Annotated in this window: 23 protein-coding genes, 2 pseudogenes and 1 riboswitch; of the genes and pseudogenes, 24 read left to right on the forward strand and 1 reads right to left on the reverse strand. The window is 28.4% G+C overall.

The window, feature by feature from the left end; translation table 11 throughout:
- The first annotated feature begins 8 nt into the window (after positions 1-8).
- The 6 genes from J5A73_RS01205 (at position 9) to nrdG (ending at position 5,867) form a co-directional block, all read left to right on the forward strand.
- Positions 9-494, forward strand: coding sequence for a hypothetical protein (locus J5A73_RS01205; protein ID WP_211615909.1), 486 nt, complete (start codon positions 9-11; stop codon positions 492-494).
- 39 nt (positions 495-533) lie between these two features.
- On the forward strand, positions 534-650 hold the full coding sequence (locus J5A73_RS01210) for a MarR family transcriptional regulator (protein WP_211615911.1): 117 nt from the start codon (positions 534-536) through the stop codon (positions 648-650).
- A 401-nt stretch (positions 651-1,051) separates the two neighbouring features.
- Entirely contained in the window at positions 1,052-2,299 is a 1,248-nt protein-coding gene (locus J5A73_RS01215; RefSeq protein WP_211615913.1) for an RNA-guided endonuclease TnpB family protein, read from the forward strand.
- A gap of 157 nt (positions 2,300-2,456) precedes the next feature.
- The gene (locus J5A73_RS01220) at positions 2,457-2,894 is read left to right on the forward strand and encodes a hypothetical protein (protein WP_211615914.1); all 438 of its coding nucleotides are present in this window, start codon (positions 2,457-2,459) and stop codon (positions 2,892-2,894) included.
- Positions 2,895-3,172: 278 nt separating this feature from the next.
- Positions 3,173-5,362 (forward strand): anaerobic ribonucleoside triphosphate reductase, encoded by a 2,190-nt coding sequence (locus J5A73_RS01225; RefSeq protein ID WP_211615916.1) that lies wholly within the window; start codon positions 3,173-3,175, stop codon positions 5,360-5,362.
- Between the two features lies 1 nt (position 5,363).
- Complete coding sequence (gene nrdG, locus J5A73_RS01230; protein WP_211615918.1) at positions 5,364-5,867, forward strand: anaerobic ribonucleoside-triphosphate reductase activating protein; 504 nt, start codon at positions 5,364-5,366, stop codon at positions 5,865-5,867.
- Between the two features lie 42 nt (positions 5,868-5,909).
- On the opposite strand, the gene J5A73_RS01235 is transcribed toward nrdG, so the two are convergent.
- Positions 5,910-6,500, reverse strand: a complete 591-nt coding sequence (locus J5A73_RS01235) for a DUF4878 domain-containing protein (RefSeq protein WP_211615920.1) — start codon at positions 6,498-6,500, stop codon at positions 5,910-5,912.
- A 155-nt stretch (positions 6,501-6,655) separates the two neighbouring features.
- On the opposite strand from J5A73_RS01235, the gene ylxM reads away from it, so the two are divergent.
- From ylxM to J5A73_RS01325, 18 genes and pseudogenes are all read left to right on the forward strand, one after another.
- Positions 6,656-6,997 carry a YlxM family DNA-binding protein gene (ylxM, locus tag J5A73_RS01240; RefSeq protein ID WP_211615922.1) on the forward strand — a complete coding sequence of 114 codons (342 nt, stop codon included), beginning with the start codon at positions 6,656-6,658 and terminating at the stop codon, positions 6,995-6,997.
- Between the two features lie 19 nt (positions 6,998-7,016).
- Positions 7,017-8,348: a signal recognition particle protein gene (gene ffh, locus J5A73_RS01245; RefSeq protein ID WP_211615924.1), complete on the forward strand. Its 1,332-nt coding sequence runs from the start codon at positions 7,017-7,019 to the stop codon at positions 8,346-8,348.
- A gap of 42 nt (positions 8,349-8,390) precedes the next feature.
- Positions 8,391-10,073: a ClC family H(+)/Cl(-) exchange transporter gene (locus J5A73_RS01250; protein WP_211615926.1), complete on the forward strand. Its 1,683-nt coding sequence runs from the start codon at positions 8,391-8,393 to the stop codon at positions 10,071-10,073.
- A 215-nt stretch (positions 10,074-10,288) separates the two neighbouring features.
- Complete coding sequence (locus J5A73_RS01255) at positions 10,289-11,806, forward strand: cobyric acid synthase (RefSeq protein ID WP_211615928.1); 1,518 nt, start codon at positions 10,289-10,291, stop codon at positions 11,804-11,806.
- A 56-nt stretch (positions 11,807-11,862) separates the two neighbouring features.
- Positions 11,863-12,102, forward strand: a riboswitch (cobalamin riboswitch).
- 145 nt (positions 12,103-12,247) lie between these two features.
- Complete coding sequence (locus J5A73_RS01260; protein ID WP_211615930.1) at positions 12,248-12,949, forward strand: energy-coupling factor ABC transporter permease; 702 nt, start codon at positions 12,248-12,250, stop codon at positions 12,947-12,949.
- 41 nt (positions 12,950-12,990) lie between these two features.
- Positions 12,991-13,305 (forward strand): energy-coupling factor ABC transporter substrate-binding protein, encoded by a 315-nt coding sequence (locus J5A73_RS01265; protein WP_211615932.1) that lies wholly within the window; start codon positions 12,991-12,993, stop codon positions 13,303-13,305.
- Positions 13,295-13,972, forward strand: coding sequence for a CbiQ family ECF transporter T component (locus J5A73_RS01270; RefSeq protein ID WP_211615934.1), 678 nt, complete (start codon positions 13,295-13,297; stop codon positions 13,970-13,972). The genes J5A73_RS01265 and J5A73_RS01270 overlap by 11 nt, the downstream gene beginning before the upstream one ends.
- Complete coding sequence (locus J5A73_RS01275; RefSeq protein WP_211615936.1) at positions 13,972-14,775, forward strand: energy-coupling factor ABC transporter ATP-binding protein; 804 nt, start codon at positions 13,972-13,974, stop codon at positions 14,773-14,775. The genes J5A73_RS01270 and J5A73_RS01275 overlap by 1 nt, the downstream gene beginning before the upstream one ends.
- 94 nt (positions 14,776-14,869) lie before the next feature.
- Positions 14,870-15,145 (forward strand): DUF2207 domain-containing protein, encoded by a 276-nt coding sequence (locus tag J5A73_RS01280; RefSeq protein WP_211615938.1) that lies wholly within the window; start codon positions 14,870-14,872, stop codon positions 15,143-15,145.
- A gap of 562 nt (positions 15,146-15,707) precedes the next feature.
- Positions 15,708-16,810: pseudogene (gene tnpB, locus J5A73_RS01285) on the forward strand (IS200/IS605 family element RNA-guided endonuclease TnpB).
- A gap of 130 nt (positions 16,811-16,940) precedes the next feature.
- Complete coding sequence (locus J5A73_RS01290) at positions 16,941-18,419, forward strand: DUF2207 domain-containing protein (protein ID WP_256438652.1); 1,479 nt, start codon at positions 16,941-16,943, stop codon at positions 18,417-18,419.
- Positions 18,420-18,454: 35 nt separating this feature from the next.
- Positions 18,455-18,631: a hypothetical protein gene (locus tag J5A73_RS01295; protein ID WP_211615943.1), complete on the forward strand. Its 177-nt coding sequence runs from the start codon at positions 18,455-18,457 to the stop codon at positions 18,629-18,631.
- Positions 18,632-19,058: 427 nt separating this feature from the next.
- Positions 19,059-19,733 carry a metal-dependent transcriptional regulator gene (locus J5A73_RS01300; RefSeq protein ID WP_211615945.1) on the forward strand — a complete coding sequence of 225 codons (675 nt, stop codon included), beginning with the start codon at positions 19,059-19,061 and terminating at the stop codon, positions 19,731-19,733.
- Positions 19,726-20,660: pseudogene (locus J5A73_RS01305) on the forward strand (metal ABC transporter solute-binding protein, Zn/Mn family). The gene J5A73_RS01300 and the pseudogene J5A73_RS01305 overlap by 8 nt, the downstream one beginning before the upstream one ends.
- A gap of 260 nt (positions 20,661-20,920) precedes the next feature.
- Positions 20,921-21,697, forward strand: coding sequence for a metal ABC transporter ATP-binding protein (locus J5A73_RS01310; protein ID WP_211615947.1), 777 nt, complete (start codon positions 20,921-20,923; stop codon positions 21,695-21,697).
- A gap of 1 nt (position 21,698) precedes the next feature.
- Positions 21,699-22,655: a metal ABC transporter permease gene (locus J5A73_RS01315; RefSeq protein WP_094079226.1), complete on the forward strand. Its 957-nt coding sequence runs from the start codon at positions 21,699-21,701 to the stop codon at positions 22,653-22,655.
- 3 nt (positions 22,656-22,658) lie between these two features.
- Complete coding sequence (locus tag J5A73_RS01320) at positions 22,659-23,750, forward strand: metal ABC transporter permease (protein ID WP_211615949.1); 1,092 nt, start codon at positions 22,659-22,661, stop codon at positions 23,748-23,750.
- A gap of 17 nt (positions 23,751-23,767) precedes the next feature.
- Entirely contained in the window at positions 23,768-24,202 is a 435-nt protein-coding gene (locus tag J5A73_RS01325; protein WP_249069326.1) for a DMT family transporter, read from the forward strand.
- Positions 24,203-24,204 lie beyond the last annotated feature (2 nt).

The following is a 24,204-nucleotide window of genomic DNA, read 5'->3' on the forward strand; positions in this document are numbered from 1 at the left end:
GGGAAATTATGAAAATAAATAATAAAAAAGATTTTAAAATTAAATATTTTGTTTTGTTTATATTTTTTGAAATATATAATTTTTGTTTTGCAGATACAAATTACAAAAGTTTTGAAAAAATGTTTAGAGAAGGAGCGAAAATTGGCGGTGGAAGTGTGATTGAAAAAATGGTAAATGCACTTTTTTATGGAATGATTATTTTATATCGTGGTATTTCATCAAAGTTGAGTCAAATTTTAGGTTTTATTATTTTGGCATTTATGATTATAAGTATTTTAAAAATAATTTTACAAAATGTTGAAAAAGTAGATTTATATTCGATGTTAAAAATAATATTTCCAAGTTTTATAAAAAATTTAATTCTTGCTTTTATTTTTATAACGCCAGTAAATTATAAAATAAATCTTGGGTTTGAAAATATTTTTGGAAATAAAATGGTAAAAGGAACTTTATTGACTGAATTAACAGAAATATTTTTTTCAATGTTTTATTAAATAGTACAAGAACACTCGCGACTTTAGTCGTGCGATGAATTGTACGAAAATTTTAGTAAGCATATAGGGAAACTTGTATGTAGACACGGATCAAAACCGTGCAACAAAGAAACTGAATTGCTGGGAACTCTTAAAGCTAGTATGACCACAACATAGCAATCTTACTCACAAGAGGCAAATGTGAAGGTGGCGAAAGCAGAAAAAATATACTAGATGATGCAAGGTTAAATCCTAAACATTATGATAATAGACAATCAGCAGCTAAACCTGAAAAGGAAAGTTCAACGACTATCCCTCGTGAGGGGAGTACAATACAAGCGACTGGTATTGGAAGTGGTTTCGCCTAAGTCCTTGGAAATAGGATAAGGATAAGATATAGTCTGTGCTTGTTAGAGATAACAAGAAGTTCATAAGAGAACTGCATAAGTAGTAGCGCACTTATGTGAACGACGCTTCCCACTGTTGTGGGGTTTTAAAAACTTTAAAAATATTTAAAAAAAACAGATAAAATGTAGAGTACATGGTATAATATCTCTGATGAAAAGGAGGTGATATCTATGTATTTAACTTTAAAACAGCAGGTAAAACATCTTAGTAAAAAGGAGTTTAGGAATTTAAAATATTTATCTCATATAGCCAAGAATTTAACTAATGAAGCTATATATAATATTAGACAACACTATTTTCAAAATAAAAAGTATTTAAGTTATAATGAAAACTATAAAATGCTTAAAAATAGTGAGAACTATAAGAAGTTAAATTCTAATATGGCTCAACAAATTCTAAAAGAAGTAGACGGAAGTTTCAAATCATTTTTTGGACTTTTAAAACTTGCTAAAAATGGTCAATATAATTTTAAAGATATAAAATTACCTAAATATCTTGCTAAAGATGGTTTTACAACTCTTGTTATAGGTTTTGTAAGATTAAAAGATGATATGCTGATAGTTCCTTATTCAAATTCGTTTAAGAAAACTCATCAGGAAGTTAAAATTAAGCTGCCACCAGTATTAAAAGGCAAGAAAATAAAAGAGATTAGAATAATACCAAAACAACATTCTAGGTACTTTGAAATTCAATATACTTATGAAGTAGAGGAAGTTCAAAGGGAATTAAACAAAGAAAATGGACTAGGAATAGATTTAGGTATAGACAATCTATGTACTTGTGTTACAAATAACGGAGCTTCATTCCTAATAGACGGCAGAAAATTAAAATCTATTAATCAATACTATAACAAGACAAATGCAAAATTGCAAAGCATTAAAGATAAGCAAAAGATAGAGCATATAACATTAAGGCAAAAGAGAATAGCTAGAAGGAGAAATAATCGCATAAATGATTATCTTTCAAAAGCAGCAAGAATAATTATAAATTATTGTCTTAATAATGATATAGGAAGAATAGTTCTAGGATATAATGAAGATTTTCAAAGAAAATCAAATATTGGAAGCATAAATAATCAGAACTTTGTAAATATACCATATGGAAAATTAAGAAATAAAATAATATATCTATGTAAACTATATGGAATAAAATTTAAACTGCAAGAAGAAAGTTATACATCAAAAGCAAGTTTCTTTGATGGAGATGAAATTCCAATATATGATAAAGAAAATCAAAAAGAATATATATTCAGTGGAAAAAGAATAAAAAGAGGACTATATCAAACAAGCACAGGTAAACTCATAAATGCGGATTGTAATGGAGCATTAAATATATTAAGAAAAAGTAAAGTTGTGGACTTAAGTGTCCTATACAATAGAGGTGAGCTGAACACACCTAAAAGAATAAGGGTAGTGTAAAGTTATCAAATTTCTTAGAAAATTTTTGAATATTTTTAAAGATTTTAGAACCCTGTGACTTTAGTCGTGGGAGGTTCAGAAACTTGGTTTAATAGCTTTTGGTTCAAAAAAATTTAAAACTTTAACCCCAGGAAAGTTAGCCGATAATTTTATTTCAGTGCCACTTAATTTACTGCAAAATATATTAAAATTTAAAACATTTTTTGCAATATTTGTAAATATAGCTAAAATAATTTTATTAATTTTTTGTGTCTGGATTTGTGCAAAAATTATTTCAAAATATATTTTAATTATTTTTGAAGCATTGATATTAATGATTTTTTCAGTATTTTATTTAATTTTTTTTCTTTTAGAAAATGCATCGCAAATTGCTCAAAAAGGATTAAACTTGATAATCACGCAAATAATTACAGTTTTTATGACTGTAACAATGATGGGAATTTCGTATAATTTGTTAAATTTGGTGTCAGTTGGAAATAGTATACTTGGAATTTCTTCGCTGATGATAGCACTTATGTTAATAGAAAAAACTATTGAAAACATAGATTTTATAGCAGTAACTTTGACTAGCGGATCTGGAAGTTTTGAAAGCTAAAATTTTTTAAAACTATAATTCTATGTATTTTCGAAGATTTTTTTTAGATAAAAAATTTTTTCATAAAATGTTTTTTTGTTTTTTTCTCTAATGTTCATAATCAGTATAATTGAAAAAATTTGATAATTTTTATTTGATTAAAATTATTTTAATTTTTAAAATCCATCTTGAAAAACACAATATTTTGTGTTAATATTTAAGTGCAATAACAATATATAGTGTTTTTTGAGGATTTTGTAAAGTGGGGGAATTTACGAAATAAAGGAGAGAAGATCAAGATGGGATTAGAATTAACACCGAATTTGAACAAAACAATTGAAAAAATAATAAATGTGGAAAAAAATGATACAAATAATGAAAATGCGAACATGTCTTCAATGACACCTGCGGGACAAATGATGAAATTTGCAAGTGAGGTTTCAAAAGTTTATGCACTTGAAAATTTAATATCTGAAAAATTTAGAAAAGCTCATGAAGATGGAATTATTCACATTCACGATTTGGATTTTTATCCAAGTAAAACGACAACTTGTCTTCAGTATGACCTAGAAAATATGTTTGAAAAAGGATTTGTCACAAAGCATGGTTATATTCGTGAAGCACAAAGTATTTTGACTTACGCTACTCTTGCGACTATTATTTTTCAGACAAATCAAAATGAACAGCACGGTGGTCAAGCAATTCCAGCATTTGATTTTTACATGGCAAAAGGGGTGCTAAAGTCATTTAGACAGTATTTAAAAAACAGAATTTTAAATTTTGTGGAAATTAAAAATGATGTTGAAATTACTGAAGAATATGAAAAAGATGCAAAAGAATTTTTGAAAAAAATAATTAATTCGATAAAAACGACAGAAAAAGAAAATGAAGAAATATCTAAATATTTTAATATTTCTAAAAATGATTTGATAAAATTGTTAAAAAGCAGTTATAAAGATACAAAAAAAGAAACTTATCAAGCGATGGAAGGTTTTTTGCATAATTTAAATACAATGCATTCTCGTGGTGGAAATCAAGTTGTTTTTTCTTCGATAAATTATGGAACAGATACTTCATGCGAAGGTAGAATGGTTATAAAAGAACTTTTAAGAGCAACTTCAAAAGGTCTTGGAAAAGGAGAAACTCCGATTTTTCCAATTCAGATTTTTAAAGTAAAAGAAGGTTTGAATTTTTCTGAAAATGATTATAAATTGGCACAAAATGATTTTGAAAATATTTTAGAGAGTATAAAAAAAGAAGAAAATATTTATGAAGAAAAATCAAAAGAAAAAAATATAAAATTTGAAACTCCAAACTTTGATTTGTTATTACTTGCTTGTGAAACTACTAGTCGTAGATTGTTCCCTAATTTTGTATTTCTTGATGCAGAGTTTAATAAACATGAAAAATGGGATATGAATGATCCTAAAAAATATAAATATGAAATTGCAACAATGGGATGTAGAACAAGAGTTTTCGAAAATGTGAATGGCGAAAAAACAAGTCTTGGACGAGGAAACTTATCATTTACAAGTATTAATTTTCCTAGACTTGCAATCGAAACTCGAAAAGATGTGGAAGAAAAAATTTTGGCAATAGAAAAAGAAAATAAATTTTCTAGTGAAGAAGAAAAAATAAATAAAAAGAATGAAATGTTAGTAAAAGAATTTCAGGAAAAAGTTTTGGATGCAGCTAAACTTGCTGGGGAACAATTGCTAGAAAGATTTGAATTTCAAAAAACCGCTCTTGCAAAACAATTCCCATTTATGAAAGGTAATAATTTGTGGAAAGGTTTGGGAGATAAAAAAGAAAACGATGAAGTGGGAGAGGCGATAAATAGCGGAACACTTGCGATAGGTTTTGTAGGTGGAGCCAATGCGATGTATGCTTTGTTTGATGCAGAACATGGAACAAATGAATTAGCATATAAGACACTTTATGATACGATTGAAAAGATGGAAAAAGTGGCGGATGAGTTTAAAAATAAATATCACTTGAATTATTCAGTATTGGCGTCTCCTGCAGAAAGTCTTGCGGGAAGATTTTTAAGAATGGACAGAGAAAAATTTGGAGTGATAAAAAATGTTACAGATAGAGATTATTATGTAAATTCGTTTCACATTGATGTCAAAAAAGAAATAAGCATTTTTGATAAAATAAGAAAAGAAGCACCTTTTCATAAACTTACAAAAGGTGGACATATAACTTATGTGGAATTAGATGGAGAAGCTAGAAAAAATATAAGTGTAATTTTAAAAATAGTAAAAGTTATGAAAGATAGCGGAATAGGTTATGGTTCAATAAATCATCCAGTCGACAGATGTAAAGATTGTGGAACTGAGGCAATAATTTATGACAGTTGTCCTGTTTGCGGAAGTCACAATATCTCAAGAATCAGAAGAATAACTGGTTATCTGACAGGGGATCTTGAAAGTTGGAACAGTGCGAAAAAAGCTGAAGAAATGGACAGAGTAAAACACGGAATTTAATATGAAAAACGAGGATTTAAAAAAAGATTTTTCGTTAAAACTTTTAAGAACTTTTAAAGAAACTATTGTCGATGGAGTTGGACTTCGCTATTCAATATATTTTTCAGGTTGTTCTCATGCTTGTCCTGGTTGCCATAACGAGTATTCTTGGAATCCTAATAATGGAACTGAATTGACTTATGAAATTTTGAATGAAATTGCTAATGAAATTAATCAAAATGAATTACTTGATGGAATTACGATTAGTGGTGGGGATCCGCTTTTTAATCCGAAAGATATGCTAAAAGTCTTAAAATTTTTGAAAAAGAAAACGAAAAAAAATATTTGGATGTATACAGGTTATACATTGGAAGAAATAAAAAAAGATGATTTGAGAAAAAAGTGCTTGAAATATGTCGATGTTTTGGTTGACGGAAGATTTATTAAAGAATTGTATGATCCAAATATAAAATTTAGAGGAAGTAGCAATCAGAGAATTATAAAAAGAGAAGATTTTGGAATATAAAAAAATAGAGTTGTCAAAATGTGGCAGCTCTAATTTTTATAATTAATTATTTTCTGAATTTTCATTGTTATTTTCATCTTTTGGAAGAATTGTATTCAAATTTGAAAAAGTTGTATTTAGTTTTCCTAATAGTACTTCTAAATTTTCTCCTGTTACAGCTACTTTTTCTTCATCTGAAGATTTTTTTACCATAAATTTTGTAGTATTTTTTGATTTTGGCAAGTCTTTAGATTCTAATGTTTCTTTTAATATTTCTTCAGTAGACTTTTTAGTAGCATTTTTTGAAAAAGTGTTGCTTGAGACATTTTTAAAAAATTGTAAAAATAATTTTTTGGTGTCGATATTTTCAACTTCAACAGTTACAATACTTGTATCGTCACTTTGTTTTTCTGAGTTAGTAATTTTGTAATTAATATTTTTTAGTAAAGTTTTGTACAATTGTTCCTGACTTTGACTAATATAACTTTGTTCAAAGTTTTTAACAAAATTTGCATCAGTAGTGTATTTTCCAGCTTCGGTTGTTTTTCCAGCTTTTAAGTTGTCAATAAATTTTGCAACTGTTTTTTCTGAACTATTACCGCCACAGCTTGTCAAAAAAATAAGAAATAACATTCCTAATAGTATTTTTTTCATATTTGGCTCCTATCTATAAATTTTATTATAATTATTATATAATTAATTTTACATTATTTAAGCTAATAAGTCAATAGTTTTAAAAACCAAAATAAAACTTAATAAAATTTTAAAAATTGACAACAGTTATAATAATTGTGTATAATAAAAGTACTATGAATAAACTAGAAAAATTGGAAGATTTTTTGAGACACTCGATACTTTTTTTGTATTATGGTGAACTTTTTTCTAAAAAGCAAAGAGAGTATTTAGAGCTGTATTTTGAGGAAAATAGTTCTTTTTCGGAAATTGCAAAAAGATATGAAATTACGCGACAAGCTGTCTATGACAATATAAAGCGTGGAATAAAGCAACTTGATGAATACGAAGAAAAATTAAAAATATTTGAAAAAGAAAAGGAACTAAAAAATAAACTTTTGTTTTTGAAAAGTAATTTTACTTTGGAAAATTTGGAAAAAATAATTGAAGAATTTGATTATGATGAAAATTTAGAATAAAAATTAGGAGAGTTTAAAGATGTTTAATAATTTAGGAGATAGATTTAAAGATATATTTAAAAAAGTCAGAGGACAAGGAAAATTAACAGAAAGTAATATGAAAGATGCTCTTCGGGAAGTTAGGCTGGCTTTGTTGGAAGCAGATGTCAATTATGGCGTTGCCAAAAATTTTGTTTCAAGAATCCGTGAAAAAGCACTTGGAGAAGAAGTTATTTCAGGAGTAAATCCGACACAGCAATTTGTAAAAATAGTAAATGATGAACTTGTAAAAGTGCTTGGTGGAACAAATGTTGCACTTAAAAAGGCTGAAAAAGGGATGACAATTATTATGTTGTGTGGACTTCAAGGTGCTGGAAAAACGACATTTTCAGGAAAAATTTCAAAATTTTTGAAATCAAAGGGAGAAAAACCTTTTCTAATTGGAGCTGATGTATATAGACCAGCGGCTAAAAAACAATTAAAAGTGTTGGCACAGCAAGTAAAAGTTGGGTCTTTTACGATAGATGAGAGCACAGATGCGTTGAAGATCGTTCAAGAGGGAATAAAAGCAGCTAAAGATGAAAATGCCACTTATGTGATAATTGATACAGCTGGTAGACTTCACATTGACGAAGAGTTGATGAAAGAGCTTCACGAAATAAAAAATAGTGTGAAACCTAATGAAATACTTCTTGTAGTTGACGGAATGACTGGACAAGATGCGGTAAATGTTGCAAAATCTTTTAATGAAGAACTTGATATAACTGGAGTAGTACTTACTAAATTGGACGGAGATACTCGTGGTGGTGCAGCTTTGTCAGTTAAAGAAGTTGCTGGAAAACCTATAAAATTCATAAGTGAAGGAGAAAAACTTGACGATGTTTCGGCGTTTCACCCTGATAGACTTGCGTCTCGTATTTTGGGAATGGGAGATGTCGTGTCGCTGGTTGAAAAGGCGCAGGAAGCGATTGATGAAAAAGAAGCTAAAAAAATGGAAGAAAAATTTAGAAAAAATCAGTTTGATTTTGAAGATTTTTTGAAACAATTTAAAATGATTAGAAAGATGGGATCAATTGCAGGAATTATGAAAATGATACCTGGAGTTGATACAAGCATGATTGATATGGGTATGGCTGAAAAAGAGATGAAAAAAGTGGAAGCTATTATTTATTCGATGACGGTTGAAGAAAGAAGAAATCCAAAACTTTTAAAAGTTGGAACGAGAAAAGGGAGAATTGCTAGAGGTAGTGGAGTTCAAGTAAACGATGTAAACAAATTAATAAAACAGTTTGAACAGATGAAACAGATGATGAAAATGTTTAACAGTGGAGCGATTCCAGGACTTGGAATGATGAAAGGCAGAAAAAAATAAATTTTTTGAAAACTTTAAATTTAAAGAAAAGAGATGAAAAAAATGGCAAAAGATATTTTACATGAATTACAGAATGTGTATTCGTTAAAATCAAGGAGAAGTAAAATTATTTTAATAATACTTTGTTTTTTTACAGGAATTTTTTCGGGGTTAGTTGTTTCATCATATACATTGTTATTAAATAAAATTTCTTTTTTTCGGAACGGATATTTGACAAATTTAACAGTAACAAAAATTATTATTGGACTTATAGTTTTTATTTTAGTTGGAATAATAATTCAGTTTATGTTTTCAAAATATCCACTAATAGGTGGAAGTGGAATTCCGCAAGTAACAGCATTTCTGAATAAAAAAATAAAATTTAATTGGTTGCCAGAATTATTTTCAAAATTTTTGGGCGGAGTTTTGGCGGTTGGAGCTGGGATGGCACTTGGTCGGGAAGGACCATCTGTACATCTGGGGGCACTTATTGGTTCTGGAATTAAAAAGATTACAAAAAGAACTGAAACTGAAGAAAAATATCTTGTAACTTGTGGTGCCAGTGCGGGAATCGCTTCGACATTTAATGCGCCTCTTGCGGGAGTAATTTTTTCATTAGAAGAACTTCATAAGTTTTTTTCGCCGCTTTTATTGATTTGTGTATTAGTTGCCAGCGGGACTTCAAATTATGTTTCAAGAATGATTCTAGGACCTGAGTCTTCGTTTCAATACAATTTTATGCTTCCAAAACATACTCCAATTTATATTATTGGAATTGTAACGCTTGTATTTTGTTTAATAATTACAATTTTGGGAAGAGGGTTTTCATATTTTCTTTTGTTGTTTCAAAAAAAATTTAAAGACATAAAAATGAATAAATATTTAAAAATTTCGTTATTTATGGTGGTTGTCTATTTAGTGGCAATCTTTTTTAAAGAAATAACAGGTGGAGGGCACGATTTAATTGAAAAAATGTTCTCGGAAAAAGTAGGTCTTAAAATTTTATTTGCAATTTTAATAATGAAATTTTTTTACACAATGTTTTGTTATTCATCAGGATTTCCTGGCGGAATTTTTTTGCCAATGCTAGTAATAGGAGCTTTGTCTGGAAAAGTTTATGGCGAAGTATTAAATCACTATTTTGAAATTCCAAATGAAATAATTGTACATTTTATGATACTTGGAATGGCGGCTTATTTTACAGCAGTTGTGAGAGCGCCAATTACGGGAATTACATTAATTTTGGAAATGACAGGAAATTTTTCTTATCTGTATATGCTTATAATTGTTTGTACAATAGTCTATATTTTTACTGAATTATTTAAAATGGAGCCAATTTACGAAAGACTTTATTTAAATATGTTTGAAAAAGAGATTTCTCAGGCAGAAAAAGAAGAAGAAAAAATTAAAAAAGAGAAAAGAAAAAAAGAAAAAAGACTTGAAATGCTGGAAAATTGGTGGAAAGAAAGAGAAAAACACGGAAAAAATAAAAAAAAGAATGAGGATAAAATTGTCACTTTATTAATTCCAGTTGGAGTAAATTCGGAATTTGACGGGAAATTAGTCAAAGAATTGAAATTGCCAGAAAATATTTTAATTATAAGTGTTAGATCAGAAGGAGAAGACCACATTGCAAAAGGTAACACAAAAATTCAAAGTGGAAATCAGCTCGTTATGATTACGGATTACAAGACGGCTGTTAAATATGCGAGTGAATTAAAAGAGCGAGGACTAAAAATTATTTAAAAAATAAATTTTAAAGTAAGAGGACTTTTTAGAAAATAAATTTTTCAATTTTAGTCCTTTTATTTTATTTTATTTATTTTATTTTTTACAAATTATTTAAAAAAAATTTAAAAATTAAAGAAAAATATTGAAAAAATTTAGTAAAAATATTATTTTTATAAAAAATTAAAAATAAAAAAAAAATAAAAAAAAACAAAAAATAGAAAGAGATAAAAATGAAAAAACATAAAAATATAATGATATTTGGAACAGGTTCAAATGTTGGAAAAAGTATAATTGCTGCAGGACTTTGTAGAATTTTTTATCAAGATGGATATAGAGTTGTGCCATTTAAGTCACAAAATATGGCGCTAAATTCATTTATAACAAAATCTGGAAAAGAAATGGGAAGAGCGCAAGTTGTACAAGCTGAAGCCGCTAAAATTGAACCAGAAGTTTTTATGAATCCCATTTTACTAAAACCGACAACAGATAGAAAATCACAAATTATTGTAAATGGAAAAGTTTATAAAAATATGGATGCGAGAGAATATTTTGCTTTTAAACATAATTTGAGAAAAGAGATTATGAAAGCGTATAATTATATTCAAGAAAATTATGATATTTGCGTATTAGAAGGTGCGGGAAGTCCTGCAGAAATTAATTTAAAAAAAGATGATATTGTAAATACTGGAATGGCTGAGATGGCGGATGCGCCTGTAATTTTGGTAGCAGATATTGATAGAGGTGGAGTTTTTGCCGCAATTTATGGGACGATAATGCTTTTGGAAGAAAGTGAGAGAGACAGAATAAAAGGAGTTGTTATTAATAAATTTCGTGGGGATAAGTCGCTTCTTTCAAATGGGATTGAGATGATAGAAAAATTAACAAATGTGCCTGTTTTGGGAGTGGTTCCATATGTGAAATTGGGGATTGAAGAAGAAGATAGTCTTGGGATTGACAAATATAATGAGAAAAAAGATGCGAAAATAAAAATTTCTGTGATAAAATTAAAGCATATTTCAAATTTTACCGACATTGATGCGCTTAGCCACTATAGCGATGTTTCTCTAAAATATGTGAAAAGTGTAAACGAACTTGGAAAAGAAGATGTTATTATTATTCCTGGCTCAAAAAATACAATTGAAGATATGAAAGATTTGGTTGAAAAAGATATGGCTCGAAAAATAATAAGACTTGCAAAATCAGGAACTGTCATTTTTGGAATTTGTGGAGGATTTCAAATTTTAGGACAAAAAATTACTGATTTGAATAATTTGGAAAGTAATTTAAAGGAGATTTCAGGACTAGGTCTACTTCCGATAGAAACAGCTATAGAAACGGAAAAAATAACTACGCAATATGAAAATACATTAAAAAACGTAAGTGGAATTTTGAGCGGAATGGAAAATGTTAAAATAAATGGTTATGAAATTCATCAAGGTTATAGTTATTTGGAAAATGGCGATAATAGTAAAAATTTGAAAGAAATTCAAAAAAATTGTATTTTTGGAGAGAAAAAGTTAAAGGGAATGGTGCGAGAAAATGTGATTGGAACTTATGTTCACGGAATATTTGATAATTTTGAATTTACAAATAATTTCTTAAATAAAATTAGAGAAAATAAAGGATTGGAATATATAGATGAAAAATTTAGCTATTCTGAATATAAAGATAGAGAATACAATAAATTGGCGAAGGTTTTACGAGAAAATATAGATATTAAAAAAATTTATGAGATAATAAAAAAATAAAAATTTTTGTTTTTTTTTATGGTTGATTTTCAATTGACAAAATTATAATACATGTTATAATAAAAAAAGATACAGGTGTTTTTAAACTTAATAAGGAAATCGGTTAAAATCCGATACAGCCACCACTACTGTGAAATGGACGAAAGTGTATAGCCACTGAAAACGAAAAATTTATTTTAAAAAATTTTTTAATTTGTTGAAAAAATATAAAAAGTTTTAAAATAAAAAAATTTTTTGGGAAGGATACGAGTAGGAAGAAGTTAGTCAGGAGACTTGCCTGTAATCTTTGCAATATAAAATTTTCTGGGAAGGGAGAAAATAATATGCGTAAAAAAGTAAACTGTGGTTTTATCACAGGATTTTTAAGTGTGTTAATTTCAGCTTTTTCAGCTGATTTTTTATTTTAGAAAAATTAAAAAAATTTGAGAGGAAGTGGAAAAAATGAAAAAGTTGAAATTATTGATTTTAATGGCTTTTTTAGTAATTGGTGTAAATAGTTTTTCTATGCACATCATGGAAGGATTTTTGCCTGTAAAGTGGGCGGCATTTTGGTTTGTCTTATGTTTGCCGTTTTGGTTCTTGGGAATAAAAAAATTGAAAAAATTGTCTGGTGAAGATATGGAGAAAAAAATGATTTTAGCACTTGCGGGAGCATTTATCTTTGTTCTTTCGGCGCTAAAAATACCGTCTGTTACAGGAAGTTCATCGCATCCGACAGGAGTTGGATTGGCTTCTATATTATACGGTCCTTTTGTAACTTCAATATTGGGAACAATAGTTCTTATATTTCAAGCGGGACTTTTAGCACATGGGGGATTTACAACGCTTGGAGCAAATAGTTTTTCAATGGCAATAACAGGGCCTTTGGTATCATTTGGAATTTATAAATTACTTTGCAAAAAAAATAAAGCATTGGCAGTCTTTTTGGCAGCAGCTCTTGGAGATTTGTCAACATATGTAGTGACTTCGCTTCAACTGGCACTGGCAAATCCTTCGACAACTGGAGGAGTGCTGGAATCATTTTTAAAGTTTGCAGCAATATTTGCAGTAACACAGGTTCCTTTAGCGATTATTGAAGGATTACTTACAAATATTATCGTGAATATATTGGACAAATATAACGATAAAAAAGAAAAAGAATAATAAGAACGAGAATAAGAATAAAAAAAAGAGGTGCAATTATAGTGAAAAAAGAAAAAAAAGATAACATTTTCAAAAAAAATTTGTTGCTAGTATTGATAATTATAGTAATAGGAATATTTCCCTTGTTATTTATAAAAGGAGCGGAATTTGGCGGTTCTGATGATAAGGGGGAAGAAATGATTCAAAAAATTAATCCAAATTACAAACCTTGGGCAAAAAATCTTTTTGAGTTGCCGGGAGGAGAAGTTGAAAGTCTTTTGTTTGCATTACAAGCTGCATTTGGAGCTGGAGTTGTTTGTTATGTGCTTGGATATTTGAGAGGGCGTAAAAAAGGTAGAGAAGAAGATGCTAATTGATAAAATTTCATATAGAAGTTTGTTAAAAGAGATAAATCCTGCAATAAAAATATTTTTTATGGTAATAACTTTAATATTTTTAATTGTTACTGATAAAAAAGAAGTTTTTCTATTTAATTTTGTTTTATTTAATATAATTATGCTATTTTTTGTAAAAGTAAAAGAATTGCTTTATTTATATGTTGTTCCAGCGTTTTTTATTTTTACGACAGCACTTTCGCTTTTATGGATAAAAAAAGATATGATAACATTTTTATTCCGCTCTTTTTCTTCAATTTGTGTGGTTTATGCTCTAATTTGTTCGACACCGATTTCAGATTTTGACTATGTTTTTGAGAAATTAAAATTTCCAAAAATTTTTCGAGAATTATTTTTATTAATTTATAAATTTATTTTTGTACTTTTTGATGTGAAAGATAAGTTATTAAATGCACAAAATTCGAGATTGGGATATGTAAATTACAAAAATAGTCTAAAATCTTTTTCAATGTTAGTTGCAGCAATATTTAGAAAAACAGCTTATTACAATGAAAATTCAGTAAAAGCTGTAAATTCAAGGTTGGGAAAAAATTTTATCTTTATTCATAAAAAATATAAAAAAGTTGGAAAAGAAATTTTTTTCGTAATTTTTGTATGTTTAATAAATTTGGTTATGGTGGTAGTATAATGTTAAAATTAGAAAGTATTTGCTTTTCGTATGAAAAACAAAATAAGATTTTAAAAAATATCTCTCTTGATATAAAAAAGGGGGCAAAAACGGTATTTCTGGGAGAAAATGGTTCGGGGAAATCGACACTATTTTTTTTGTTAAATGGGTTGTTAAAGCCAGACAGTGGCGAAATATATTTTAATGGGGAAAAATTAAAGTATAAAAAAAAAGATTTGGAAAATTTGAGAAAAAAAGTTGGAATTGTATTTCAAGATCCCGAAGTTCAGATTTTTGCGCCAACAGTTTATCAGGAAATGGCTTATGGGTTGCAAAATCTGAATTATTCAAATGAAAAAATTGAAGAAAAAATAAGTGAGATAAGTACTGATCTAAATATGAAAAAAATTTTAGAAAAACCTTGTCATCATTTGAGTTACGGACAAAAAAAAAGAGTGACAATAGCTTCAATTTTGGCAATGGAACCAGAAATTTTGGTACTGGATGAGCCGACGGCATGGCTTGATTTTAAAAATATAAAAAAAACATTAGAAATGATAGAAAATTTGTGTAAAAGAGGGAAGACGCTTGTGATTTCTACGCATGACATAGATTTTGCGTACGAAGTTGCGGATTATATTTATATTTTAAATGAAGGAAAAATTGTGAAGCATGGAACTCGTAATGAAATTTTTGAAGATTTTAAATTTTTGAAAAAATTGAATTTGGATGTTCCAAAAATATTGAAAGTAAAAGAATTTTTGAAACAGAAAAATATTGATATTTTAGAATATTATGAGTTTTTGGAAAAAAATTTTAAATAAATATTTCACAAATAAATAAGTTCTTGAATTTTTGTTAAAAGAAAATATGGTATAATATTATTAATAAATAATTTTATATAAAAAGTGAGTGATAATGATGAAGATGAAAAAAATTGAAAATTTAAGAATTTTTTTTCTTTTTTTGATTTTTCCTGTCTTTCTTTTTGGCGAGAGCATAAAAAATTATGATGTTTTCATAACAATTCAAAAAGATGGGATTTTGAATATTTCAGAAAATATAAATTACAACTTTGATGGAAGGCAAAAGCACGGAATTTATAGAAAAATACCTTTGAAGTTTGGTTCAGAAGTTGAGGTTTTTAATGTTTTAAAAAATGATAAAAAAGAAAATTTTGATATTTTTGATTAAAAATGCGGTCGCACACTCGTGACGCAAGGAATGAGTTAGACCGAGAAGTATAGTCAGCATATATAGAAATATGTATGTGGAGATAGCAACTAAAAAAAAGCTATCCAATACTACTCGAATTGCTGGGAACCCCTAAAGCTGGTATAACTACAACATAATACCTAAATAAATACAGTACAGATGTGAAAGTGGCGAAAGCAGAAAAAATATACTAGATGACATAAGGTTAAATCCTAAGTGTTAAGATAATGGGCAATCAGCAGCCAAGACCGAAAGGTAAGGTTCAACGACTATTCCTCCTGAGGGAAGTACACCAAAGCTGGTGGAAGTGGGTAGACCCAAACAGGTAGAGCTGTGGGATAAGATATAGTCTGTGCTTAATAGAAATATTAAGAAGTTCATAAGAGAACTGCATAGGTGGTAGCGTACTTATGTGAACGACAACCTCTAAAACGACTAAGTCGGTTTTTAGGTTCATATATTTAGAAAAATTTTACTTTTTCATTTACTTACAGTATAAAAAATAGTATACTTATGTATAAGTAAATGGAGGTGAAATCAAATGGAAAAAGCATACAAGTTCAGATTTTATCCAACTAAAACTCAAATAGAAAAGTTAAATTGTACTTTTGGTTGTGTTAGATATGTCTATAATCATTTTTTAGGTTTAAAACAAAAGCTGTATAATACAGAGAAAAAGTCTATGTCATATATGAGTGTAGTAAAGAATTAACAGTTTTAAAGAAAGATAAAGAATGGTTAAAAGATGTAGATAAATTTTCTTTACAAAATTCTTTAAAAGATTTAGATAAAGCCTATAAGAACTTTTTTAGTGGAAAGGGTTATCCAAAGTTTAAATCTAAGAAAGATAATAGAAAATCATACAGAACTAATTATACTAATAATAATATAGAGTTTTTAGATAAATGGATAAAAGTACCTAAGTTAGGAAAACTAAAAATAGGAGATAAGATGAAGCCGCAAGGAAGAATAATAAATGCAACAATAACACAAGCACCTAGCGGAAAATATTATGTATCTTTGTGTTGTACAGATGTAGAAGTAAAAAAACTAGAGAGCACAAATAAAAATGTTGGAATAGATTTAGGTATAAAGAACTTTGCGATTACCAGTGATGAAACCTTAATGGAGAATCCAAAATATTTACAGAAATCTTTGAAAAAACTAGCTTTATGCCAAAGAAAACTGTCACGAAAACCAAAGGGCAGTTCAAATAGAAATAAGGCTAGAATAAAAGTAGCGAAATGTTATGAAAAAGTAACAAATCAAAGAAAAGACTTTTTGCAGAAATTATCGACAGAACTGATAAGAAAATATGACATTATCTGTATGGAAGACTTGCAAGTAAAAAATATGGTAAGAAATCATAAATTAGCAAGAAATATTGTAGACGTATCATGGAGTGAATTTAGTAGAATACTGGAATATAAAGCGAAGTGGTATGGAAGAACAGTAGTAAGAGTGGATAAATTTTTTGCAAGTAGTCAAATGTGTAATTATTGTGGATATAAGAATGAAGAAGTAAAAGATTTAAGTGTAAGAGAATGGACTTGTACATTCTGTGGAGCTGTACATAATAGAGATATAAATGTAGCCAAAAACATACTAAAAGAAGGGCTAAGGATATTAAGAGAAAGTGCTTAAATATATAAATATATGAACCGTAGGAACTATGGGGATAGCTTGGTAAATTTAGTTGGCTAACAGAAGCAACTACTACCCAAGAACCTCGCGACTTCAGTCGTGAGAGGTTCAGGAAGCGGAATATAAAATAATAAAAATAGGAAAACAAGATGTTTTGCTTGAAAATGGAATTTACAATTATCAAATTGATTATAAAATGAAAAAAGCGATAACAGAATATGGAAATCAATATGAAATATACTTTAATGGAATTGGTCAAGAGTGGGGCGTTCCAATTGAAAAAGCAAATATTGTTATTAAAATGAAAAATGGAAACTTGTATGAAAATGGTGAAAATTCTAATTTTGAAGTTTACACTGGAAAAAAAGGGGAACGGAATCAAAATTTTGAGGCAAGAATGGAAAGTGGGAAAATTTTTATTTCAAATTTGACAAGATTGAATGAAAATGAAGGAATTAGTTTTATTATTCATTTGGATAAAAATAAATTTGATAAAAATATTTTAAATCAAATAAATAATGAAGCTCAAAGAAGTTTTGAAAAAGAAAGAAATGATTTTAAAAATTTAGCTTTAAGAGGAATTTCTTTAGTGATAGGATTTATAATTTTGATGGCTTTGAGTATTTATGTATGGGTTTATTATTTGAAAGCAAAAAATACAAAATATTTTGACGAAGAATTATCTCCAGTTGAAGTCGCTTATCTTTCTGGAAATGATAATTTGGAAAAATTGACAGAAGTCGCCATCTTGTCGTTGTTAAAAAAGAAATGTATTTCAATTAAAGAAAAAACAATGAAAATGATTTTTATCAGTGGAAAAGATGAATTGCCAGAAGAAGAGAAGATTATTTTGGAAGCTATAAGAAATAATTATCAAAAAGAAGATAAATTTTATGAAAAAAGTTTGGAAATGAAAAAAATGTTGGAGAAAAAATATCGAAATTTAAAAAAAGATTCTAAAAAATATTATTTTCCATTTTTTTTAGGAGTGATAATTTTAAGTATTTTGTTTTTTACAACAACATTTGAAAATTTAAGCATATATATTGGCTTTTTTATATTTTTTGCTGTAAGTTATTTTATTTCTTTAGACGAACTTTCATATTTTAGAATAATACCGATTTTTTTTATAGGAATTTTATTATTTAACGATATTTCAAAAAATATTTTATATATTTTGGAAATTATTTATTTTTGGGGATTATTTGAAGTTTTTAATTATATTTTTAAAAATAATTCTTCGATAAAAAAATGGATAGATGAGTTAAAAAAATATATAGAAGATAAAATTTTTAAAAATAGTTGGGAAATGGATAGATTTGAGAGAAGAAGAATTTATGATATTATTTTACCTTATTCAGTGGCTTTGCATCAAAACCGAAGAGTTTCACAGTGTTTTATAAAAGAATTTGGAGAAGAGGAATATAAAAATCAAAATGTAAATTTTTTCTCAAATAATTTAATCATTAATGAAGTTCAAAAAACTTTTGATGCCGTAAGGGTAAAATGGGGAAAAATTGCCAGTAAAAATAAAAGATTTGGCTCTGGCAGAAGTTTTGGCGGAAGTTCAGGTGGCGGCTTTGGCGGCGGTGGAGGCGGAAGCTGGTAAGATTATAAAAATTCATATGACAATAAAAAAATGGAATGATAGTGTTAAATTTCATAATTTTGGAAAATATTTTTGAAACGCTGAAATATTTAATGGCAATTATTACTGGACTTTGGATTTACTGGATTATTTCACATATTATAGGAACAGTAAAATTTTTGAAAAATGAAGATTATTCATATAAATTTTCAGCAAATATTTTGAAACCATAAAAATTGATATATTAATTATCGTATAAATTCCCGTTTTAAAAAAATTTTTTAAACGGGAGTTTTTTTGTAACATAAGTTACAGTATTATTTGAAAAAATGTTATAGAATATAAGTGGAGAGAAATCAACAGTTTTATACTATTTCCTATTCTTATTTCAGGATTTTAGTATAAAATTGATTTATTATTTGCTTTTTTGGAAAATATCATTATAACTTTTGATTTAAAATGCATTTTATAATAGTCAGATAAAAGATCTGATGTTATTAGATGCATTTTTTATTTTATCTTAATTTTATTATTTTGATGTTAAAAATATTCATGTAAAAAAAATATCTTGACAATCAAAGTATAAAATGTTAATATATTATTGTTATTAGGTCTTCCTAATTTTAAAATTAGGCTTAGCTAAAACCGAAAGGAGTTGAGATGAGTAGAAGTATAGAAGACTATTTAAAGGGAATATATACTTTGAAAAAAAAGAAGGAATATTCCAATAAAAAACTTGCAGAATATTTAAATATCTCTCCAGCTTCAGTCAGTGAAATGATAAAAAAGTTGGCAAACGATGATTATTTAACTATTGACAAAAAAACAGTAAAACTTACTGAAAAAGGGAACAGTTTTGCACTTGACATTATACGTAAACATAGGGTTTGGGAAGTATTTTTGTTTGAAAAATTGGGGTATAAAAAGGAAGAAGTTCATAAGGAAGCGGAAATTCTGGAACATGTAACTAGCAATAAACTTCTTCAAAAGCTGGAAAAATTCCTGTTTTATCCTAAGGAATGTCCGCACGGAAGCCCGATTTTCTATGATTTGGAAAACTTAGATGAGGAAAATATTATAAAATTATCTGAAGCTGAGGAAGATGATGAAATTGTTATACTAAGTGTGGAAGATAATATAGAATTATATGATTATCTAAGGGATTTAGATATAAATTTAAAGGAAAAATATATTGTAGAAAGAAAAGATCCGTTTAATGGACCGATATATTTGAAAAGTGAGCAAAATAATGGAAAAATAGTGGCTTTTAATGCAGCAGATATGATTGAGGTTTATAAAAAAAATAAAGATTTGGAGGAGACAGATAATGAGTAAAAACAACGTATTAACAAAATTAAACTTAGTAATCGCAGTATGTGTAGCAATGATGCTACTAATATCTTGTGGAAAAGGTGGAGCTACATCAGGTAAAAAAATAAAAGTTACAACGACAACGACAATGCTTACTGACCTTGTAAAGACAATTGGTGGAGATAAAGTCGAAGTTACAGGACTTATGGGAGAAGGAGTAGATCCGCATTTATACAGTGCCAGTGCAGGAGATATTGAAAAACTTGGAAATGCTGACATTATAGTCTATGGTGGACTACATTTGGAAGGTAAAATGACAGAAATTTTTGAAAAATTAACTTCTCAAAACAAAAATATATTAAATGTTGGAGACAAACTGGATAAAAGTAAAATTCATCTAGTTGATCAAAATACTCCTGATCCGCATGTATGGTTCAATACAGAATTATGGGAAAAGGAAGCTGAGGCAGTAGAAGCTGAATTAAGTAAATTTGATCCTAAAAATAGTGAATATTACAAAGAAAACCTAAAAAAATATAAAGCTGAACTAAATGAACTTACAACTTATGTAAAAACAAGAATTAAGGAAATTCCTGAAAAAGCAGAGTTCTTGTAACAGCTCACGATGCATTTAACTACTTTGGAGAACAATTTGGACTAGAAGTAAAAGCAATACAAGGTGTGTCTACAGATTCTGAAACTGGTACAAAAAATATAAGTGACTTAGCCAACTTCATTGTGCAAAGAAATATAAAAGCAATATTTGTAGAATCTTCTGTTCCGAAAAAAAGTATAGAAGCATTGCAGGAAGCTGTAAAAGCTAGAGGAAAAGAAGTTAAAATAGGTGGAGAATTGTATTCAGATTCGCTAGGAGATAAAGCACATAACTCTGAAACTTATATTAAAACAGTTAAAGCAAACGCCGATACCATTGTAAATGCTTTAAAATAAAAATTAAACTCGCTTTTCTCAGACCATAATTTTTATTTTCAAAAAATGCTTAGACAAGCGGGGATGCAAGGGTATGGCGATTGATACCCTTGCAATAATTAAAAAAATAACATAAAAAATTAAAGGAAAATATTTATTAATAACAATTTATTTTATAAAAATACAAAATGATTATTAAAAATTAAGACAAAATGAGACATTAAATAAAAAATAAATTTGCAGAAATAGAACAGTTTTACAATTTAGGAGAAGGAGGAAAGATGAATCAAAATGTTTCTGATGATATTATTATAAGGGTTGAGGATTTAACGGTAGCTTATGAAGATAAGCCTGTTTTGTGGGATGTTGAGCTTGACATTAAAAAGGGAGTCCTTATGGCTATAGTGGGACCAAATGGGGCTGGGAAATCTACTTTAATTAAAGCAATGCTTGATTTACTAAAGCCTGTTACTGGAGAAGTAAGATTTTATAATGAAAAATATAGCAAAGTGCGGGATAAGATAGCTTATGTACCACAAAGAGGAAGTGTTGACTGGGATTTTCCCACTACTGTATTTGATGTTGTGGAAATGGGGCGTTATGGAAAAGTCGGGTGGTTAAAGAAAGTTAGAAAAATTGATAAGGAAAAGACGAAGGAAGCTATTCACAAAGTGGAAATGGATGAATTTTCAGATAGACAGATAAGCCAGTTATCTGGCGGGCAGCAGCAAAGAGTGTTTTTGGCACGGGCATTAGTGCAGGATGCTGAAATATATTTTATGGATGAGCCGTTTCAAGGTGTCGACAGTAAAACGGAAAAATCTATTGTAAATATTTTAAAAAAATTGCGAGATGAGAAAAAGACCGTAATTGTTGTTCATCATGATTTACAAACGGTAAAGGATTATTTTGACTATGTGACGTTTATAAATGTTTCTGTTATAGCTTCTGGCCCTGTAGAGGAAATTTTTACTCCTGAAAATATTGAAAAAACATATAAAAGTAAAAAATTAACTCAAGATAATAAAAATCATCTTGAAATCGAAAAGGAGGATTAAAATGAATATATTAAATCTTCTTATTTCTGATCATACTTTTAGAACAGTTGCACTTGGCTGTCTATTGCTTGGAATGGTTTCTGGAATACTTGGATGTTTTGCCGTTTTACGAAAGCAAAGTTTATTGGGAGATGCAGTTTCTCATGCTTCACTTCCTGGAGTTTGCTTAGCTTTTTTATTTACAAACGTGAAAAATACAGAAGTTTTGCTGCTAGGTGCTTTAATAACAGGAATTGTATGTATTGGTTTGATTCAATTAATTCAAAATTATACAAAAATAAAATTTGATAGTGCTTTGGCATTGATTTTATCGGTATTTTTTGGGTTAGGGCTAGTTTTACTTTCTTATTTGAATAAATTGCCAGGTGCAAATAAATCGGGATTAAATAAATTTATTTTTGGGCAAGCATCGACATTTATTGAAAGAGATGTAAATATTATCTTCATTACAGGGATTATTCTTCTAATTATAATTATTCTTTTCTGGAAGGAATTTAAAATTGTTTCATTTGACTCTGATTTTGCCAAAACATTGGGATTTCCAAGCAAGAAAATCGAAATATTAATTTCCATATTGATTGTAACAACCGTAATAATTGGTATTCAAGCGGCAGGAGTAATTTTAATAAGTGCGATGCTTATTTCTCCAGCAGTTGCAGCACGGCAATGGACAGACAAACTTTCGATTATGGTAATTTTGGCGGCGTTTTTTGGAGGAATATCAGGATTGCTTGGAACTTTAATCAGTATAAGTGAAAGTAATTTGCCAACTGGACCTGTTATCGTTATAGTTATAAGTATAATCGTGGTTGTTAGCATTCTTTTCTCAAACAAAAGAGGGATTGTATTTAAAATTATAAGAAATCAGAAAAGAAAAAAAGAATTTAGAAAAAAACTTAAAAATAAAAAAATAGAATTAAATAGTTTAAAAATAAATAATTTGGAAAGGGGGAAATAAATTATGGGTTTTTCATTGGAAATACAGCTTATTGCAATAATGGTTGCAAGTGCCTGCTCTATTTTGGGGACATTTCTGGTTTTAAAAAGTATGGCGATGGTTTCAGATGCGATTACGCACACTATCTTACTTGGGATTGTAGTTGCATTTTTTGCAGTTCATGACTTAAATTCTCCCTTGTTAATCGTTGGTGCGGGAATAGTTGGAGTTTTAACCGTTTACCTTGTGGAACTTCTTAATTCGACAAGACTTGTCAAGGAAGATTCTGCAATTGGAGTGGTTTTTCCATTGTTATTCAGTATAGCTGTAATTTTAATTTCAAAATATGCTGGAAATGTACATTTGGATGTTGATTCAGTATTATTGGGAGAACTGGCATTCGCACCATTTAATCGGGTACAGATATTTGGTTTTAGTGTTGCAAAAGGGCTAGTTACAACTTTTGTAATATTTTTAATAAACTTATCTTTTGTCGTTATTTTTTTCAAGGAATTGAAAATTTCGGTATTTGATAAAGCTCTTGCAATAACTCTTGGAATGAAGCCAATATTAATTCATTACATTCTAATGTCGCTTGTGTCAATGACAGCAGTATCCTCATTTGAGGCAGTAGGTTCAATATTGGTAGTTGCATTTATGATTGGTCCTCCAATTACAGCGTATTTATTAACAGATAAGCTAAAAGTAATGATAGGATTAAGCCTCGTTCTGGGAGCTGTAGCAAGTATCATTGGATTTCATTTTGCAAGATTTTTTGATATTTCAATAGCGGGAAGTATCGCAGTAATAATAGGAGTAATTTTTCTTTTAACATTAATTTTTTCTCCTAAAAAAGGTCTAATTTTTACAATTAATCGTAAAAGAAGCCAAAAAATGATTTTTTCAGTTAGAATTCTTTTAATCCATTTGTCTAATCATGCTAATACTAAACATGAAAAAGATGAATGTGGAACTGAAACGATTGATAACCATCTTCGTTGGAATAAAAGCTTTTTAGATAAAGTTATTGAAAAGGCAAAAAAGGAAAAATATATTTATGTGGATAATGATGTTTTCAAACTCTCTGAGCGTGGAGAAAAAGTTGTTGCAAGTTAAAATTTCAGAAAAAGAAGGTGGCGAAAAATGGATACAAAATCAAGAAAAAAATACATGGAATGATACTGGCAAGTTTAGCCTCAAGTTTATGGTCAATTTCAGGAATTTCAGGAGAAATCCTTTTTAAAAAATACAATTTTTCATCAGATTGGCTAGTTTCCACAAGAACTCTGATTTCAGGAATATTACTATTTTTAATTGTAATTTTCGTTGAAAAAAAATCAGTCTTAAAGCCACTAAAAAACAAGCGAGACACACTTGGAATAATTCTATTCGGACTGGCCGGAATGTACTTTGTTCAATACACATACTTTCGAACAATCGAACTAAGCAATGTTTCATTTGCAACAATTTTACAATTTACAGCACCGTTTTTCATATTTATTTATGAATCCGTAAAAAATAAAAAAATTCCGGCAATTTCGACTTTAATTTTACTTTTTATTAAATAGTA

It is taken from the genome of Leptotrichia sp. oral taxon 218 (assembly GCF_018128225.1).
Taxonomy (GTDB): Bacteria; Fusobacteriota; Fusobacteriia; order Fusobacteriales; family Leptotrichiaceae; genus Leptotrichia.

What these genes read in the sequence shown, in the direction of transcription:
- J5A73_RS01205 (WP_211615909.1), top strand. Translation starts at nt 9, where the DNA reads ATGAAAATAAATAATAAAAAAGATTTTAAAATTAAATATTTTGTTTTG.
- J5A73_RS01215 (WP_211615913.1), top strand. Translation starts at nt 1,052, where the DNA reads ATGTATTTAACTTTAAAACAGCAGGTAAAACATCTTAGTAAAAAGGAG.
- J5A73_RS01225 (WP_211615916.1), top strand. Translation starts at nt 3,173, where the DNA reads ATGGGATTAGAATTAACACCGAATTTGAACAAAACAATTGAAAAAATA.
- nrdG (WP_211615918.1), top strand. Translation starts at nt 5,364, where the DNA reads ATGAAAAACGAGGATTTAAAAAAAGATTTTTCGTTAAAACTTTTAAGA.
- J5A73_RS01235 (WP_211615920.1), bottom strand. Translation starts at nt 6,500, where the DNA reads ATGAAAAAAATACTATTAGGAATGTTATTTCTTATTTTTTTGACAAGC.
- ylxM (WP_211615922.1), top strand. Translation starts at nt 6,656, where the DNA reads ATGAATAAACTAGAAAAATTGGAAGATTTTTTGAGACACTCGATACTT.
- ffh (WP_211615924.1), top strand. Translation starts at nt 7,017, where the DNA reads ATGTTTAATAATTTAGGAGATAGATTTAAAGATATATTTAAAAAAGTC.
- J5A73_RS01250 (WP_211615926.1), top strand. Translation starts at nt 8,391, where the DNA reads ATGGCAAAAGATATTTTACATGAATTACAGAATGTGTATTCGTTAAAA.
- J5A73_RS01255 (WP_211615928.1), top strand. Translation starts at nt 10,289, where the DNA reads ATGAAAAAACATAAAAATATAATGATATTTGGAACAGGTTCAAATGTT.
- J5A73_RS01260 (WP_211615930.1), top strand. Translation starts at nt 12,248, where the DNA reads ATGAAAAAGTTGAAATTATTGATTTTAATGGCTTTTTTAGTAATTGGT.
- J5A73_RS01270 (WP_211615934.1), top strand. Translation starts at nt 13,295, where the DNA reads ATGCTAATTGATAAAATTTCATATAGAAGTTTGTTAAAAGAGATAAAT.
- J5A73_RS01275 (WP_211615936.1), top strand. Translation starts at nt 13,972, where the DNA reads ATGTTAAAATTAGAAAGTATTTGCTTTTCGTATGAAAAACAAAATAAG.
- J5A73_RS01280 (WP_211615938.1), top strand. Translation starts at nt 14,870, where the DNA reads ATGATGAAGATGAAAAAAATTGAAAATTTAAGAATTTTTTTTCTTTTT.
- J5A73_RS01295 (WP_211615943.1), top strand. Translation starts at nt 18,455, where the DNA reads ATGATAGTGTTAAATTTCATAATTTTGGAAAATATTTTTGAAACGCTG.
- J5A73_RS01300 (WP_211615945.1), top strand. Translation starts at nt 19,059, where the DNA reads ATGAGTAGAAGTATAGAAGACTATTTAAAGGGAATATATACTTTGAAA.
- J5A73_RS01310 (WP_211615947.1), top strand. Translation starts at nt 20,921, where the DNA reads ATGAATCAAAATGTTTCTGATGATATTATTATAAGGGTTGAGGATTTA.
- J5A73_RS01315 (WP_094079226.1), top strand. Translation starts at nt 21,699, where the DNA reads ATGAATATATTAAATCTTCTTATTTCTGATCATACTTTTAGAACAGTT.
- J5A73_RS01320 (WP_211615949.1), top strand. Translation starts at nt 22,659, where the DNA reads ATGGGTTTTTCATTGGAAATACAGCTTATTGCAATAATGGTTGCAAGT.